Annotated in this window: 15 protein-coding genes; 8 read left to right on the top strand and 7 right to left on the bottom strand. The window is 70.1% G+C overall.

Going from position 1 to position 15,426, the window contains the following annotated elements; genetic code table 11:
* Position 1 precedes the first annotated feature (1 nt).
* Together IOD16_RS21815 and IOD16_RS21810 are read right to left on the bottom strand one after the other, a co-directional pair.
* Positions 2–211, bottom strand: a complete 210-nt coding sequence (locus tag IOD16_RS21815; RefSeq protein ID WP_236594270.1) for a hypothetical protein — start codon at positions 209–211, stop codon at positions 2–4.
* 146 nt (positions 212–357) lie between these two features.
* Positions 358–1,770 (bottom strand): DUF1996 domain-containing protein, encoded by a 1,413-nt coding sequence (locus tag IOD16_RS21810; protein WP_201435912.1) that lies wholly within the window; start codon positions 1,768–1,770, stop codon positions 358–360.
* A gap of 264 nt (positions 1,771–2,034) precedes the next feature.
* On the opposite strand from IOD16_RS21810, the gene IOD16_RS21805 reads away from it, so the two are divergent.
* The 5 genes from IOD16_RS21805 to IOD16_RS21785 all read left to right on the top strand — a co-directional run bounded on the left by IOD16_RS21805 (position 2,035) and on the right by IOD16_RS21785 (position 7,024).
* Positions 2,035–2,964, top strand: coding sequence for an SMP-30/gluconolactonase/LRE family protein (locus IOD16_RS21805; protein ID WP_201435911.1), 930 nt, complete (start codon positions 2,035–2,037; stop codon positions 2,962–2,964).
* Positions 2,965–3,176: 212 nt separating this feature from the next.
* Positions 3,177–5,597, top strand: a complete 2,421-nt coding sequence (locus tag IOD16_RS21800) for a sensor histidine kinase (protein ID WP_201435910.1) — start codon at positions 3,177–3,179, stop codon at positions 5,595–5,597.
* 44 nt (positions 5,598–5,641) lie between these two features.
* Positions 5,642–6,079, top strand: a complete 438-nt coding sequence (locus IOD16_RS21795; RefSeq protein WP_053718071.1) for a roadblock/LC7 domain-containing protein — start codon at positions 5,642–5,644, stop codon at positions 6,077–6,079.
* Positions 6,079–6,450, top strand: coding sequence for a DUF742 domain-containing protein (locus IOD16_RS21790; protein ID WP_053718070.1), 372 nt, complete (start codon positions 6,079–6,081; stop codon positions 6,448–6,450). Before IOD16_RS21795 ends, IOD16_RS21790 begins: the two co-directional genes overlap by 1 nt.
* Positions 6,431–7,024 (top strand): GTP-binding protein, encoded by a 594-nt coding sequence (locus IOD16_RS21785; protein ID WP_123747241.1) that lies wholly within the window; start codon positions 6,431–6,433, stop codon positions 7,022–7,024. Before IOD16_RS21790 ends, IOD16_RS21785 begins: the two co-directional genes overlap by 20 nt.
* 116 nt (positions 7,025–7,140) lie before the next feature.
* Here the strand turns inward: IOD16_RS21785 and IOD16_RS21780 are convergent, their stop codons facing one another.
* The 3 genes from IOD16_RS21780 to IOD16_RS21770 form a co-directional block, all read right to left on the bottom strand.
* Positions 7,141–8,508, bottom strand: coding sequence for a tryptophanase (locus IOD16_RS21780; protein ID WP_201435909.1), 1,368 nt, complete (start codon positions 8,506–8,508; stop codon positions 7,141–7,143).
* Positions 8,509–8,517: 9 nt separating this feature from the next.
* Complete coding sequence (locus tag IOD16_RS21775) at positions 8,518–9,612, bottom strand: tryptophan dimethylallyltransferase family protein (RefSeq protein WP_201435908.1); 1,095 nt, start codon at positions 9,610–9,612, stop codon at positions 8,518–8,520.
* 441 nt (positions 9,613–10,053) lie between these two features.
* Positions 10,054–10,917, bottom strand: a complete 864-nt coding sequence (locus IOD16_RS21770) for a 3-hydroxybutyryl-CoA dehydrogenase (protein WP_123747244.1) — start codon at positions 10,915–10,917, stop codon at positions 10,054–10,056.
* Between the two features lie 118 nt (positions 10,918–11,035).
* On the opposite strand from IOD16_RS21770, the gene IOD16_RS21765 reads away from it, so the two are divergent.
* On the top strand, positions 11,036–12,064 hold the full coding sequence (locus IOD16_RS21765) for a serine hydrolase domain-containing protein (RefSeq protein ID WP_201441494.1): 1,029 nt from the start codon (positions 11,036–11,038) through the stop codon (positions 12,062–12,064).
* Positions 12,065–12,153: 89 nt separating this feature from the next.
* On the opposite strand, the gene IOD16_RS21760 is transcribed toward IOD16_RS21765, so the two are convergent.
* Entirely contained in the window at positions 12,154–12,615 is a 462-nt protein-coding gene (locus IOD16_RS21760; protein WP_201435907.1) for a CAP domain-containing protein, read from the bottom strand.
* 97 nt (positions 12,616–12,712) lie between these two features.
* Between IOD16_RS21760 and IOD16_RS21755 the strand changes: the two genes are divergently transcribed.
* Both IOD16_RS21755 and IOD16_RS21750 read left to right on the top strand, forming a co-directional pair.
* Positions 12,713–13,276, top strand: coding sequence for a SigE family RNA polymerase sigma factor (locus tag IOD16_RS21755; RefSeq protein ID WP_201435906.1), 564 nt, complete (start codon positions 12,713–12,715; stop codon positions 13,274–13,276).
* Positions 13,273–13,929, top strand: coding sequence for a hypothetical protein (locus tag IOD16_RS21750; protein ID WP_201435905.1), 657 nt, complete (start codon positions 13,273–13,275; stop codon positions 13,927–13,929). The genes IOD16_RS21755 and IOD16_RS21750 overlap by 4 nt, the downstream gene beginning before the upstream one ends.
* Positions 13,930–13,971: 42 nt before the next feature.
* Here the strand turns inward: IOD16_RS21750 and eat are convergent, their stop codons facing one another.
* Positions 13,972–15,387: an ethanolamine permease gene (gene eat / locus IOD16_RS21745; RefSeq protein WP_201435904.1), complete on the bottom strand. Its 1,416-nt coding sequence runs from the start codon at positions 15,385–15,387 to the stop codon at positions 13,972–13,974.
* Positions 15,388–15,426 lie beyond the last annotated feature (39 nt).

The following is a 15,426-nucleotide window of genomic DNA, read 5'->3' as shown; positions in this document are numbered from 1 at the left end:
CCTACCGGCGGTCTTCGTCGATGATCTGGGTCGCGCCGTTCTCGCTGAACGCGGCCCACAGGTTGAACACGACGATGCCGATGCCGACGGCCGGCCACAGCCAGATGAACGGCCGGTCCAACGGGAAGTCGACCAGGCCGAAGACCAGGATCGCCACGCCGACCACGGCCCCGAAGACCGCCATCGGCTTGGACGGGCGGATGCGTGCCACGAGGACCTCCCCGGTGATCAAGACACGCTCGGGTTACCTCGCCGGGGTGAGAGGGAACGCGCCCCGGGAAGGGGCCATCCCCGACCTGCCGCCGCGCGGGCCGGGGATGACGTCTTCTCACCTCGCGGAGTCCGCTCTCCGCGCCGTCACTCCTTGCACCGGCGGCCGGAGTTCACGCACTGCACCAGTCGGTTCATGATCTCGTCGGACATCACGTTCGCGAAGTCGTCGTGGTCGGAGAACGGGTTGTGCTCCTCCTGCGGGAAGGCGTCGACCGCGTACTGCCCGGCCACCTGGACGTCGCGCGGGATGTCGTAGGTCAGGCTGATCCGCAGCTGCGGCACGGCCTTGAACCCGTTCGGGCACTTGCCGTTCCGGTCGGGCGCGACGATGTGGTCGCGGTGGTTGGCGCTGTCGGTGTTCTTGCCGTCCCAGCAGCTGTTGAAGTCGTGCACGCGCTTGACCTTGCTGCCCTCGGGGCAGATCGGGTACTTGTTGATCAGCACCTTGTCCTCGAACCCGGTGCAGGTCCACGAGTTGCGCGCGTTCTTCGGCCCGTTCGTGGAGACCTTCGCGTCGCCGTAGAGGATCCGGAGGAACTGCGGCATCGCCTCGACCTTGCCGACGGGGCTGCCGCGGAAGGTGATGTCCACGACCTCGGGCCGCTGGATCTCGCCCTCGTTGCCGGGCAGCTCGTTCTCGTCGCTGGCGCTCTTGCCGTCGCCCTTCTCCGGCGCGTCCGCCTCGGCCTCCTGGGCCGCCTCGGCGACCTTGGCGTCGTTGGCGTCGCCGTCCTTCACCGTGCACGGCGCGAGCCGCTTGAGCCCGCGCGGGCGTTGGCCGACCCGGTCGATGGCCTGGACGATGCGGTCGATCGCCGCGGTCCGCTTGTCCCGCAGCGGCCGGAGGACCGCGTTGTTGACGAAGTTCGGGTCGTCGACGTCGGCGGCGGCCTTCAGCCTGGTGTTGGCCTCCGCGATCTGGTCCTTCATCGCCTGGATGTTGCGGTCCACCTCGGCCTTGGCCTGGCGCGGCACGTCGCGCAGCTTGCGCCGCACGTCCGGGCACTCGACCTCGGCGCCGGCCGGCTCGCCCGGCTCGTCGTCCTCGTTCTCGCGGTCGATCCGGACCACGGGCCAGAAGTAGGCGGACTTGTCGCCGTTCTTGCAGGTGGTGTCGGCTTCGAGCAGGCTCTCGTCGGTGGAGTCGGCGTCGGTCGACACGTTGCCCACGTAGTCGTGCAGGTGCTCGGCGCCGTTGCGGACACCCGGTTGCGCGATGAAGTTGTCCGGGTTGAAGTGGCCGTTCTCGTTGCGGCCGCAGTCCACGGTGAACGTGCCGGTGCTCGCGCCCCGGCGCGGCTGGGGCGCCTTCACGTTGCGCTGCTGCTTGGTGATGTCGACGAACAGGGAGATGTCGGCCCCGTCCGCCTGGGCGGTGCCTTGATCGCCGGTGGTGCTGATCGCGACGGCCAGGCCGATCGTGAGCGCCAACCCGGTCACGCCGGCAGTCAGCTTCGTGCGCCGGGAGAAGCGGTGCCGCCCCTGGTTTCGCGTCATGGATGTGTCACCTCGTCGTAGGTACGCGCATGTGTGCGGTGAACCCCGACCGCCGGTGGGCGGTGGACACAGTGGCATACGTACCGAACCCGGTCCGCGACCTGACCGTTACCCTTTCGTTATCTCGACCGACCCCTATCTCGAACCGGGCCCCTGCTGCTGTCGGTTCGCTGTGGATGCCACCCCACGCGCGCCGTGGGGTTCGCCGGTGGCCGAGCGCTGCGGAACACTCCCGGGACGCCGCAAAAGCGAAAAGGAGTGGTCATGTCTCGCTCACCCGGTGCGCTGGCCGCCGTGGTGCTGGGGGTCTCCCTCGTCACCGCCGCGCCCGCCGCCGCAGCGCAAGCACACCCGTTCCCCGCCGAGTTCCCCCTGCCCGACGGGTTCCTGCCCGAGGGCATCGCGATCGGGGCCGCGCCGACCGCCTACTTCGGGTCGCGGGCCGACGGGGACCTGTTCCGCGTCGACCTCCGCACCGGGCGCGGCGAGGTGTTCAGCCAGGGGCCCGGCACGGCGTCGGTCGGGCTGAAGGTCGATTCGCGCAAGCGGCTGTTCGTGGCCGGCGGCGCGGGTGGCGACGGGCGGGTCGTCGACGCCCGGACCGGAGCGGTCCTCGAGTCCTACCGGTTCGCGGACGACGCGAATACGTTCGTCAACGATGTCGTGATCACCGACGCCGCCGCCTACTTCACCGACTCGCGGAAGGCGATGATCTATCGAGTTCCGTTCGGCCGGCACGGCTCGTTGCCGGACTCGCACACCGCGATTCCGCTGTCCGGTGACTTCGTCCTGACCCCGGGGGTGAACAACGCCAACGGGATCGCGGAGACGCCCGACGGCAAAGCGCTGTTGATCGTCCAGAGCAACACCGGCCAACTGCACCGCGTCGACGCGCGCAGCGGTGTGACGACCGCCGTCGACCTGGGCGGCGAGGTGCTGACCAACGGCGACGGGCTGCTGGTCGAGGGCCGCACGCTGTACGTCGTGCAGAACCGGCTCAACGCGGTCGCGGTGTTTTCCCTGGCCAAGGACGGCACGCGGGGCGCGCTCGTGACCAAGGTCACGGACGCGCGGTTCGACGTGCCCACCACGGTCGCGTCGTTCGCCGGCCGCCTCTACCTGCCCAACGCCCGTTTCACCACCCCTCCCACGCCCACGACGACGTACAACGTGGTTTCGGTGCCGAAGCCGTGAAAGTGAGGGGGCCGGTGCGAAGAAGTTCACATCGGCCCCCTGTTCGTGGGATCACTCGACTGGGTAACCTCATCGTCGCGTCGCGCAAGTGATCGCTGTCTCTTCGTAATGATGATCTTTGAGTGTTACCGTTCCGTCGCCGATCGGGTGAAGAAGAGTCAGCGGTCCTAGTGCTGCGCCTGACCTGGCAACGGACGAGGCTGCGGAGCGCTGTGAAGCAGAAGAGCACCACGGAGACGAACTACAAGACGATCCGATCACGACTCACCGGTGTCGTCGTCGTCCCCAGCATCGTCCTGCTCATCATGTGGGCGCTGTTCTCGTCGTACACCCTGTTCGACGGCTTCTACCTCCGCGCCGTCGCCTCCGGCGTGAAGGACGCCTCGATCCCGGCGGTCCAGACCTTCGCGGCGCTGCAGAAGGAGCGCGAGCTCAGCATGACGGCGCTGAGCCAGCCCGCCCTCGGCACCAGCGATCTCGAGGTGCAGCAGGCCGAGACCGACCGCGCGGTCGACGAGATGCGGGCGGCGTTCGAGGAGCTGGCGTCGCAGGCGCCGCAGGAGATCGTCGACAAGATCAACGCGCTCAACGTGCTGCTGGACCAGCTGCCCCAGCGCCGCTCCGCCCTGGAGGCCGAACGCGCCTCGAAGTCCGAGATCTACACGTACTACAACAGCCTCCTCGACGCCGGTGACGCGCTGTTCAGCGTGCAGGCCCGGGTGGTGCCCGACCACGAGTCCGTGAAGGGCGCCATCACCGCGACCGAGTACTTCAAGGCCGCCGACTGGATGTCCCGGGCCACCTCGCTCGCCTCCAGCGCCCTGGCCGCCGGCCAGTTCACGCCCGAGGAGCACATCGAGTTCGCCAACCTCGTCGGCGCCTACCACTCCTCCTACGACTCGATCGCGCCCTACGCCCGGCCGGAGGTGCGCGAGCACTACCAGTTCATGATCGAGGGCGACCAGTGGAAGCGCCTGGTCGAGTTCGAGGGCCGGCTGATCCAGAACGGCCCGAAGCCGAGCAACGCCGGGTCGCTGCAGGAGTGGCAGAACGTCAGCGGCCCCATCTCCGACGAGCTGACCGCGCTGGTCAGCGAGCAGGCGTCGAGCGCGGTGAACGTCACCATGGGGCGCGGCGAGAGCAAGTTCCGCACCGTGCTGATCGGCAGCCTGGTCGCGCTGCTCGCCGTGATCATCGGCATCCTGATCGCGATCCGCACGTCGAACCGCCTGGTCAACCGGGCCCTGATCACGCGCCTCACGGCGTTGAAGAAGGACTCGCTGACCCTGGCGCACGAACGGCTGCCCGACATCGTCGACCGGCTCCGCGAGGGCAAGCACGTCGACGTCGAGGTCGAGGTGCCGCCGCTGGACTACGGCAGCGACGAGATCGGCCAGGTGGCGGACGCGTTCAACGCCGCCCAGTACACCGCCGTCGCCGCGGCCGTCAAGGAGAGCCAGGCGCGTGAAGGCGTCAACCGGGTCTTCCTCGACATCGCGCACCGCAACCAGGGCCTCGTGCACCGCCAGCTGAAGATCCTGGACAAGCTGGAGCGCGAGGAGGAGAACCCCGAGCAGCTCGACGCGCTGTTCCAGCTCGACCACCTGGCCACCCGCGCCCGCCGCAACGCCGAGAACCTGATCATCCTCGCGGGCGAGCAGCCGGGCAGGCAGTGGCGCAAGCCGGTGCGCCTGCTCGACGTGCTGCGCGCCGCGGTCGCCGAGACCGAGCAGTACGTGCGGGTCAAGGTGAACCCGGTGCCGGACACCGCGCTGGTCGGCGCGGCCGTCGCCGACACCATCCACCTGATCGCCGAGCTCGTGGACAACGCCACCGCGTTCTCCTCGCCGCGGTCCCAGGTGCAGGTGCACGCCAGCGAGGTGCCGCAGGGCATCGTGGTCGAGATCGAGGACCACGGCCTCGGCATCAACCCCGAGGACCGCGAGCAGCACAACGCGATGCTGGCGGACCCGCCGGAGTTCGACGCGATGCGCCTGCGCGGCGAGTCGCGCCTCGGCCTGTTCGTCGTCGCCCGGTTGGCCGCCCGCCGAGGCGTCCACGTCGAGCTGCGCGACTCGCCCTACGGCGGCACGCTGGCACTCGTGCTGATCCCGTCCGCGATCGTCGCGGGCCCCACCACGGCGACGGAGCCCGCCGAGACCCGGCAGCTGCCCCGACGCTCCTTCCACGACATCCCGGAGCAGGGCGACGACTCAGTGCGAAACGCCAGGTTTCCCGACAGTTCCCGAGACCTCGAGGGGTTCTGGGCCCAGGCCGAGGCCGCCGTCACCCAGGATCCCACTCCAGAGGTCGAACGACTGAGCGGCGGGCTGGACCTGTCGCAGCGCAGCGGCGAGCTGGAACTGCCGCAGCGGAAGCGGGCCACGTCCGAGTGGCCCGCCGACGAGCCGGAGTCGGCCGCCGCCAACTCCGACCGACCCGAACTGCCACGCAGGCGTCGTCAGCAGAACCTGGCGCCGCAGTTGGTGCGCAACGATTTCCACCCTTCGCCCGAACCGCTCCCCGAGGTCGACCCCGAGAAGTCCGCCGAGAGGGTCCGCAAGGGCCTGTCGGCGTTCCAACGGGGCACACGCGACGCCCGTCGGACACCCGCCGACGACCTCGAACCCTGACCAGCAGCAGTGGCCGGACGACTGGAAACCGGAAAGGCAACCCGATGAACGACATGACCAGCCAGCACAACGAACTGAACTGGTTGTTGGAGGACCTGGTCGGCCGGGTGGTCGGAGCTCGGCACGCGGTGGTCCTCTCGGCGGACGGTCTGCTGCTGGGCCGCTCTCCAGGGCTGTCGAAGGACGACTCGGACCACCTGTCCGCGATGGCGTCGGCGTTCCAGAGCCTGGCCCGCGGCACCGGGCGGCACTTCGGCGGCGGCGCGGTGCGGCAGACCATCGTCGAGATGGAGCACGCCTACCTCTTCGTCACGGCGGCCGGCCACGGCGCCTGCCTGGCCGTCCTCGGCGAAGAGGACTCCGACATGGGCATGATCGCCTACGAGATGAACATGCTCGTCAAGCGCGTCGGCACGTACCTGTCGTCGGCGCCGCGCGGCACGGCCGCGGCGAGCCTGCCCGCCGCCCGAAGGTCCTCCTGATGGCGGGCCGCGAGGACTGGTGGTACGACGAGGCCGCGGGCCCGCTGGTCCGCCCTTACGCGATGGTGCGCGGTCGGACCCGTCCGCTGCGACCGGAGCTGCACCTGGTGACGCAGGTGCGCGCGATGCCGTCGCCGTCGGACCCGGACGCGTTGTCGGTCGAGCACATGGAGATCATGGAGCTGTGCCGGCGCCCGCTGTCCGTGGCGGAGGTCGCCGCGTACCTCGACGTGCCGCTCGTCGTCGTCAAGGTGTTGTTGAGCGATCTGATCCAGCGCGGTGACGTCGTGATCCGTGACCCCTCCCGAGTCCCGCAGGTGCCGGACCGGAACCTGCTCCAGGCGGTGTTGGATGGTGTCCGTGGAATCTGAGCGGCCGGGTGGGGAACTGCTCGTCCCCACCCCAGTGAAGATCGTCATCGCCGGTGGCTTCGGCACCGGGAAGACGACGATGGTCAACTCGGTCAGCGAGATACCCCCGCTGCACACCGAGGAGCTGCTCACCGAGGCCGGTGTCGGCGTCGATGACGTGCTGGGCCTGGAGTCCAAGGAGACGACCACGGTCGCCCTCGACTTCGGCCGCATCACCATCAACCCCGAGGTGGTGCTGTACCTGTTCGGCACACCCGGCCAGAACCGGTTCTGGTTCATGTGGGACGAGCTGGCCTACGGCGCGATCGGCGCGGTGATCCTGGTCGACACGCGGCGGCTGGACAGCAGCTTCCCGTCGATCGACTTCTTCGAGCGGCGCGGCATCCCGTTCATCATCGCGGTGAACTGCTTCGAGGGCGCGCACAACTACGAGGTCGACGAGGTGCGGCGGGCGCTGGACGTGGACGCGGCCATCCCGCTCGTGCTGTGCGACGCGCGGGACCGCGAGTCGGCCAAGACCGTGCTGGTGAGCCTGATCCAGCACACCATGGACCGGCTCGACGCCATGGCCTGACCGCCCGACGGCCGGGGGCCGGGCGACGCGCTCGCGCGGACGCCGGGCCTTCGGGCCCCGGTGCGCCCGCGGCGGGGCTGCGACGGTGGGTGACCGGAACCGGTCACCCGTCCCACCTACACCACCGGTTCGAGCCGGCAGTTGAAGTGCCGCAACAGCTTCGGCGCGTACGTCAACCGGTACCCGGGGACCCGCTCGGGGTCCTTCGCGATCTCCGCCAGCGTCTCGCCGACGTACTCCAGGTGGCTCTGCGTGTAGACCCGGCGGGGGATGGCCAGCCGGACCAGCTCGTACGGCGCGGGCTTGACCAGCTCACCCGCGTCGTCCAGGCCGCCGAGGTACAGCGACCCCAGCTCGGCGCACCGGATGCCGCCCGCCAGGTACAGCTCGGTGGCCAGGGCGAACCCCGGGAACCGGCTGGGCGGCAGGTGCCGCAGCAGGCGTCCGGCGTTGAGGTACACCGCGTGCACCCCGGTCGGCCGCACGCTGTCCACCCCCGCCGCCTGGGCCAGCTCCGCCACGTACGAGGTGGCGTCCGCCCGGGCCCGCAGGTACTCCGGGTCGGTCACCTCCAGCAGGCCTTGCGCCAGCATCTCCAGGTCACGGCCGGAGAGACCGCCGTAGGTGCGGAAGCCCTCGGTCGCGATCAGCAGCAGCTCGCACTTGGCGGCCAGCTCGGGGTCGCGGAGGGCGAGCAACCCTCCCATGTGGACGATGGCGTCCTTCTTCAGGCTCGCCACGCACCCGTCGGCCAGCCGGAACGCCTCCTCGGCGACCTGCCGCGGCGTGTGGTGCTCGTAACCGGGCTCCCGTTGCGTGACCAGCCACGCGTTCTCCGCGAAGCGCGCCGCGTCGAGGATGAACGGCACACCGTGGCGGCGGGCGATCGAGGCCGCCGCCTTGAGGTTGGCCATCGACACCGGCTGCCCACCACCACCGTTGTTGGTGATGGTGAGCAGCACGACGGCGACGTCCTGCGGCCCGGACAGGACGGCGTCCAACGCGTCCAGGTCGATGTCGCCCTTGAACGGCGCGTCGTCGTCGAGGTCCTTGGCGGCCTGGCACGGCAGGTCGACGGCCTGGCCGCCGAGGATCTCGACGTTCGCGCGCGTGGTGTCGAAGTGCGTGTTGCTGACGCTGACCTGGCCCGGCTTGAGCAGCGCGGTGAACAGGATCCGCTCGGCCGCGCGCCCCTGGTGCACGGGGAAGGCGTGCGGGTAGCCGGTCAGGTCCTGCACCACGTCGTGGAACCGGTAGTAGGAGCGCGCGCCCGCGTAGGTCTCGTCACCGCGCAGCCCCGCCGCCTGCTGCTCGGCGGACAGGGCGCCGGTGCCCGAGTCGCTGAGCAGGTCGATCGTCACGTCGGTGGCGGCGAGGTTGAACGGGTTGTACCCGGCGGCGGCCAGCGCCCGCTCGCGGTGCGCGCGCGTGGTGATCGGGATGGGCTCCACGACCTTGATGCGGTACGGCTCCATCGTGGGCATGGGTGACTCCTAGCCTGCCAGGCTGACCGAACGCGGCGAAGCCACGTCGTAGGCCTCGGACGAGAGGTAGACGGTGATTCCGGGGCGCGGCCTGCCCATGCGCAACGACACGTGGGCGATCAGGCCGACGCCCTCGTCCAGCGGACGTCGCGCGATGGTGCGCAGCGCGCTGTCGAACTGCGTGGGGTCCATGTCGTACTTGGCCATGATCGCGAGCACCCGGCGGCGGGCCTCTTCGTCGTCGGCCACGTAGTCCCGGATCGGCACGTACAGGGAATAGCCGCTCGGCGCGTCCGCGTCGCCGTCCAGGAACGTGTAGCTGGAAATGAGGGGACGCTTGTCGAACGTTCCGGTGCTCCCGCCGGTGAGCAAGCAGAAGTCGGGCACCCTGTCCACATCGACACCCCGGGCGGCGTTCGCGGCGCGCGTGACGTCCGTTACATCGGCGGCGTGGTGGGAGATGTACACCTTCACCCGCGCCCGCTGTTGTTCGACCAGGTCGAGGGCGAAGAAGGAATACTTGTCAAGTCCGGGCCGGGAGACCGCGTGGTTGCGGAGAACCGGGAAACCGGCGGCGAAACCGGTCCGCTCCAGGCCTTCGCGCACCAGTTCCTCGGCGGCGTCTTCACCGCGCACTTCCGGGTTGAAGTAGACCTTCACCGCGGGTGCTTCGTCACGCCGGAAAACCAGTGAGTACCAGAACGCGAAATCCCGTTCCGGGTGCTCCGGCAGGAACAGGCTCTTGACCGCGTCGAAACGGCGGGTGTCCAGGCCGCCGTGACGCTTCATCCGGTCCAGCGCGGCGAGCGCCGCCGACGTGTTGGCCGCACGGGAAGGCCTGGTCGCGGTGGGTTCGACGATGGTCCGGAGGGTCGGTGACTCGCCTGCCGCGAACGCCGTGGAGAACTCGACCGGGGTGTGGTCGTCGGCGACGTCGGAAGGCCAGGCCGGGCTGGTGGAAACCGGTCGGAGACCGCCGGGTCCGAGCGCGTCAGCGAGTAGTCCCACGGATTTGACGGTATTGTCCGTGATACCCAGCGAATGCAACAGGGCGCTGAGCTGGCGGCCCGTGAAATCGCGTATGGATACTTTTTGAGGGTCCAAGGCGGGGTTCTCCTCGTGGGGGGCGAGTCGAAAGTTACGCTAGGCGAAGCAATCTTGTCCACCAGGCGGCCGTAGCGTGACGTAGGGCACTCTAAAGGCAGGTCACAGGTCCTGTCGATCAGTGACCACGAGGAAGACGACGGTAATCAAGACTACTCCGAACGGCCTCTTGACGAGCTCTTCGTCAGTCTTTCGCACTAATCGGACGGCCGTCGTCGATGACGGATCGTGGCATTTTGTCCCCGGCGCGGCCCGGGGTACGGTCGATCGTTTGCCGGCTAATGCTCTCCACCATTCGAGACGCTGCTGTTAATTGTTCGCGGAGTTGTTCGGGTGACGGCGGACCCGGTGCTGTGGTAAAGCGCCCCGGACATGCGGGCGGGGCCGCCGATCACCAGGATCGACGGCCCCGCGAACGCCCGGTCCGGGCGGTGGTCCCGCTCAGGACGCGTAGTTGTGGAACCCGCGCCCGCTCTTCTTGCCCAGCAGTCCCGCGTCCACCATGCGCAGCAGCAGCGGCGGCGGCGAGTACAGCGGCTCCTTGAACTCCTCGTACATCGACTCGGCGATCGCCTTGGTGGTGTCCAGGCCGATCAGGTCGGTCAGGCGCAGCGGACCCATCGGGTGCGCGCAGCCGAGCACCATGCCGTTGTCGATGTCGTCGGCGCTGGCGAAGCCGGACTCCAGCATCCGGATCGACGACAGCAGGTAGGGGATCAGCAGGGCGTTGACGACGAACCCGGCCCGGTCCTGCGAGCGGATGACCTCCTTGTGCAGCACCCCGGTCACGAACGCCTCGGCCCTGGTCTTGGTCTCGTCGCCGGTCAGCAGCGAGGGCACCAGCTCCACCAGCTTCAGCACCGGCACCGGGTTGAAGAAGTGCACGCCGATCACCTGCTCGGGACGGCTGGTGGCCATGCCCAGCTTCATGATCGGGATCGAGGAGGTGTTGGACGCGAAGATCGCGTCCGGGTCCGCGACGACCTTGTCCACCGCCGCGAACACCTCGGTCTTGACCTGCTCGTTCTCCGCGACGGCTTCCACGACCAGGTTCCGGTCGGCGAAGTCGGCGAGGTCGGTGGTGAACCGGAGGCGCTCCAGTGCGGCGTCCCGGTCCTCGGCGGACAGCTTGCCGCTGCGCACCCCTCGGCCGAGCGAAGAGGCGATCCGCCCCCGCGCGGCCTCCGTGGCGTCCGGGTTGACCTCGGCCACCAGCACGTCGAGGCCGGCGCGCGCGCAGACCTCGGCGATGCCGGAGCCCATCAGGCCCGAGCCCACCACTCCAACACGTTGAATGTCACTCACACCCCGATCCTGCCAGGGGCGACGGTCCAGGGCACATCGCCGTTGGGGTTTTCCACAGCCGACCGGGTGGTGCTCCTCATGGGCGGTCGCGGCGCCGCCCCCTAGCGTGGTCCCCGTGATGATCAACACTGCGATTGCCGGCGTCGTGCTGGCGGTGACCGGCGCGTTCCCCGCGCTGGACGGGTGGGTGGAGCAGGACTGGGCGTCCGGTGCGCTGCTCACCGTCGAGGACTCGGCGGGTGTCCGCGCGGACGCGGCGGGTGAGGCGGCGGTCGGCGGGCACTTCCGGATCGGCAGCGTCACCAAGACCTTCGTCGCCACCGTCGTGATGCAGCTCGTGGACGAGGGCCGGGTCGGGCTGGACGACCCCGTCGACCGGTACGTGACCGGCGTGCCGAATGGCCGCAACGGCGACCGGGCCACCGTGCGCCAGGTGCTCAACCACACCAGCGGCCTGTACGACTACGCGCACGAGGCGGGCTACTCCACCAACCGGTGGCGGGGCGCGGACCGGTTCCGGACCTACCGGCCCCAGGAGCTGCTGGACGTGGCGTTCGCCGGGACGCCCTACTTCGACCCGGGGCAGGGGTGGCACTACTCGAACACGAACTACGTCGTCGCCGGGATGCTGGTCGAACGCGTGACGGGCCGGCCCTACGGCGACGAGGTGCGCTCCCGGATCCTGCGCCCGCTCGGCCTGACGCGCACCAGCGTGCCGGGGCGGTGGCCGGCCCTGCCGCACCCGCACGCCCGCGGCTACGCGGAGGTCGACGGGCGGCTGGTCGACGCGACCCTGATGAACCCGACCCTGGACTGGGCGGCGGGCGAGATGATCTCCACCGCCGAGGACCTCAACCGGTTCTTCGACGCTCTCCTGAGCGGCAGGCTGACCAGCGCGGCGTCCCTCGACGCCATGCGGCGCACGGTGGACGACACCGGCACGATCTTCGCCTACGGCCTGGGGTTGCAGCGGTTCGACCTGCCGTGCGGCCGGTCGGTGTGGGGCCACGGCGGCGAGCTGATCGGCTACCTGACCTACGCCACCCGCGCGGACGACGGCACGCGGGCCACGCTGTCCTACAACCCGCTCCCGGCCGAGGCGCCCGCGACCGCCGTCATGGGCGTGTTCACCTCGATCTACTGCTGACTCCCGCACCGGAACCCGCACCCGTCGGCGTCGGCGGGTGCGGGTCGTCGGCGGTGGTCCGACCGGAGCGTCGGAGAACCGGCGGGGCGTCAGCCCGTGACGCCGAAGTCCTGCGTCCAGTAGCTCTTGTTGTTGCCGTCCACGGCGCGGGCGACGCCCAGGTCCCGCAGCTCGCAGTTCAGGATGTTGGCCCGGTGGCCCTCGCTGCTCATCCAAGAGCTCACGACTTCGTCCGCCGTGCCCTGACCGGCGGCGATGTTCTCGGCCATCATGCGGAAGGGGTACCCCGCATCGGTGACGCGTTGCCCGGCTGTGCTCCCGTCGGTGCCGGTATGACTGAAGTTGCCGGTGCGCGCCATGTCGTCGGTGTGCCGCCTGGCTGCCGCGTCGAGCTGGGCGTTCGCGGTGAGCGCCGGACAGCCGACGGCGGCGCGTTCCCCGTTCGTCAGACTCAAAACCCGGTCTTCGAACGTCTGCGTGGCGAGTGCCGGAGTGGCCGTGAGCACGAGCGCCGCGACTGCCGCTCCGGCGGTGATCACCTTGCTCTTCATGATCGTTCCTCTTCTCGTGGTCGGGGCTCCTGTTGTCAAGGGGTTCCCACTTGAGAGAGGACCTGTATTCCACGATAGGTGGAACTGTGGTGACGACGTGTCAACCGACTCCGAGGGCCAGGTCGTCTTGGTGGTGGAGGTGCTGATGCGCAGTGATCCGGGATCGCCGGCGGGGTTCGCCGAGTTCGTCGCCGAGGGATCCGACTCGTTGGTCCGCGCGGCCTGGTTGCTCACCGGCGACGCGCACAAGGCCGAGGACCTGGTGCAGGTGGCCCTCGTGCGGCTGTGGGAGCGCTGGTCCAAGGTGGACGAACCCGGCGCCTACGCCCGACGCGTGCTCTACACGACGTACATGACCTGGTGGCGACGGCGCTGGCGGGTGGAGACGCCGTCCGCCGCGTTGCCGGACACCGTGACGCGGGACGACGTGGCGGGCGACGCGGTCGTGCGGCTGGCCGTGCGCGCCCGGCTCGCGCGGCTGAGCGTCCGGCAGCGGGCGGTGGTGGTGCTGCGGTTCTTCGAGGACTGCAGCGTGCAGGAGGCGGCCCGCGTGCTGGGGTGCTCCACCGGGTCGATCAAGACGCACACGTCGCGGGCGCTCGCCGTGCTCCGGGAGGACGCCGTGCTCAAGACGCTGATGGACGAGGGGGTAGTGCTGTGAAGGGCTTGCGCGCGCTGTTGACCGACGCCGTGCCGGAGCTGCCGGAGGTCGACCGGGTGGCGGAGGTGGGCCGGCGGGTGCGGCGGCGGCGCCGGGCCCGCGCGGGCGTGGCGGCGGGGGTGGCCGTGGCGGTGACGGCGGGCGCGTTGCTCGGGGCCCAGCTGCTCCGCGGCGCTCGGGAGGGGACCCCGGTCGCCTCCCGAGCGCCGGTGACGGCGGCGGCGCCCGTCCTCGACTGCCCCCCCGGAGTCGTGGAGCGGCCGTTCCCGGCGGTGGAGGCGGACGGCCCGGTGGCGGACGAGTCGGCGGTGAACGCGCTGCTCTGCGTGCACGGCGAGGGAACGCACATCTCGTACCGCGCCGAGATCGGGCACGACGTCGCGACCGTGGTCCGGGCGATGAACTCCCTGGCCCCGAAGGAGGTGCACGAGATGAGGAACATGGCGTGCCCGGTGCCGGCGCGGCGCGAGTACCAGATCGTCCTCGGTTACCCGGACGGGAGCCGGCAGGTGGTCAGGATCGACATGAACTGCCTCCTCCTGTCGCGCGACGAGGTGTTCCGGTTCGGCGACGTCACGCGGCCGTTGGAGGAGTTCGCCGCGATCGTCCGCGCCGACGGCGGCGAGTTCCCGTACGCGCCCGGCGACTGGTGAGCGGTCGGGTGGCGGCGGGGTCCGCCACCCGACCACCGCCGGTCAGTCCTTCAGCTCCTCCTCGGCCTGCGCGATGGCGGCGAACTCCTCCTCCGGCGCGGCGGCCACCAGGTGGTGCCTGCTGTGGAACCAGTAGTACGCCAGCGCCACCACGACGATGCCCGCGGTGATCCCGGCGGCCAGCTCGTCCACGAAGAACGTCGCCACGACCGCCGCCACCGCGAGCACCAGCGCCACCCCGGTGGTGACGACGCCGCCCGGCGTCCGGTAGGGCCGCGCCAGCTCCGGCTCGCGCACCCGCAGCACGATGTGCGACACCATCATCAGCACGTACGACAGCGCCGCGCCGAACACCGCGACGTTGATCAGGGTGGCGCCGCTCTTCAGGACCGCCGCGAGCACGAAGCCGATGGTGCCGGGCACGATCAGCGCCAGGTACGGCGTCTTCCGCTTGCCGGTCTTCGACAGCCAGCGCGGCAGGTAGCCCGCCCGGGACAGCGCGAACAGCTGCCGCGAGTACGCGAAGATGATCGAGAAGAACGACGCCACGAGCCCGGCCAGGCCCACGTAGTTCACGACCCGCGCCAGCGCGTTGTCGCCGCCGTAGGCCGCGCGCACCGCCTCCGGCAGCGGGTTGCCCGACGACATCAACGCCGCCGAACCCGCACCGCCCGGCGCGAGCACGAGGATCGCCGCCGCGAACACCAGCAGGGCCAGCATCGCGCCGATGATGCCGCGCGGCATGTCCTTCTTCGGGTCGCGCGCCTCCTCGGCCGCCAGCGGCACGCCCTCGACGGCGAGGAAGAACCAGATCGCGTACACCAGCGCGCCCAGCGCGCCCGTGACGCCGAACGGCAGGAAGCTGCCGTCCCCGACGTCGAACAGCTTCGCGGAGTCGAACTTCGGGACCATCCCGACCGCGAACGCGATCAGCGCGACCACCGCGACCCCGGTGATCACGAACATCAGCCGCAGCGCCTCGCCGACGCCGACCAGGTGCACGCCGACGAAGATCGCGTAGCAGACCAGGTACACCGGCCACGAGCTGGTGAGCCCGAACAGCCCGAGGGCCTGCACGTAGTCGCCGATGAACACGACGATCGCGGCGGGCGCGATGGCGTACTCGACCAGGATCGCGATGCCCGTGGCGAACCCGCCCAGCGGTCCGAGCGCACGTCTCGCGAAGCCGTACCCGGCGCCGGCCACGGGCAGCGCGGCGGCCAGCTCCGCCAAGCCGAACACCATGCACGTGTACATGGCGCCCATCAGGATCGTCGCGACCAGCAGACCGCCCCAGCCGCCCTGGGCGAGCCCGAAGTTCCACCCGGCGAAGTCGCCGGAGATGACGTACGAGACCCCCAGCCCCGCCAGCAGCACCCAGCCCGCGGCGCCCCGCTTGAGCTGCCGGTGCTCCAGGTACTCGCTGCCCACCTTCTCGTACTCGACGTGTTTGGCCATCTGCGCTCCCTAATGGGTCAGTCGCGCTCCTTTGCAGGG

Source organism: Saccharothrix sp. 6-C (assembly GCF_016695385.1).
In the GTDB taxonomy this organism is placed as follows: Bacteria; Actinomycetota; Actinomycetes; order Mycobacteriales; family Pseudonocardiaceae; genus Actinosynnema; species Actinosynnema texasense.
The sequence above is the reverse complement of the archived record's forward strand: the minus strand, read 5'-3'. Positions and strand labels throughout refer to the sequence as shown.

What these genes read in the sequence shown, in the direction of transcription:
- IOD16_RS21765 (WP_201441494.1), top strand. Translation starts at nt 11,036, where the DNA reads ATGATCAACACTGCGATTGCCGGCGTCGTGCTGGCGGTGACCGGCGCG.
- eat (WP_201435904.1), bottom strand. Translation starts at nt 15,387, where the DNA reads ATGGCCAAACACGTCGAGTACGAGAAGGTGGGCAGCGAGTACCTGGAG.
- IOD16_RS21785 (WP_123747241.1), top strand. Translation starts at nt 6,431, where the DNA reads ATGGTGTCCGTGGAATCTGAGCGGCCGGGTGGGGAACTGCTCGTCCCC.
- IOD16_RS21810 (WP_201435912.1), bottom strand. Translation starts at nt 1,770, where the DNA reads ATGACGCGAAACCAGGGGCGGCACCGCTTCTCCCGGCGCACGAAGCTG.
- IOD16_RS21795 (WP_053718071.1), top strand. Translation starts at nt 5,642, where the DNA reads ATGAACGACATGACCAGCCAGCACAACGAACTGAACTGGTTGTTGGAG.
- IOD16_RS21780 (WP_201435909.1), bottom strand. Translation starts at nt 8,508, where the DNA reads ATGCCCACGATGGAGCCGTACCGCATCAAGGTCGTGGAGCCCATCCCG.
- IOD16_RS21805 (WP_201435911.1), top strand. Translation starts at nt 2,035, where the DNA reads ATGTCTCGCTCACCCGGTGCGCTGGCCGCCGTGGTGCTGGGGGTCTCC.
- IOD16_RS21790 (WP_053718070.1), top strand. Translation starts at nt 6,079, where the DNA reads ATGGCGGGCCGCGAGGACTGGTGGTACGACGAGGCCGCGGGCCCGCTG.
- IOD16_RS21760 (WP_201435907.1), bottom strand. Translation starts at nt 12,615, where the DNA reads ATGAAGAGCAAGGTGATCACCGCCGGAGCGGCAGTCGCGGCGCTCGTG.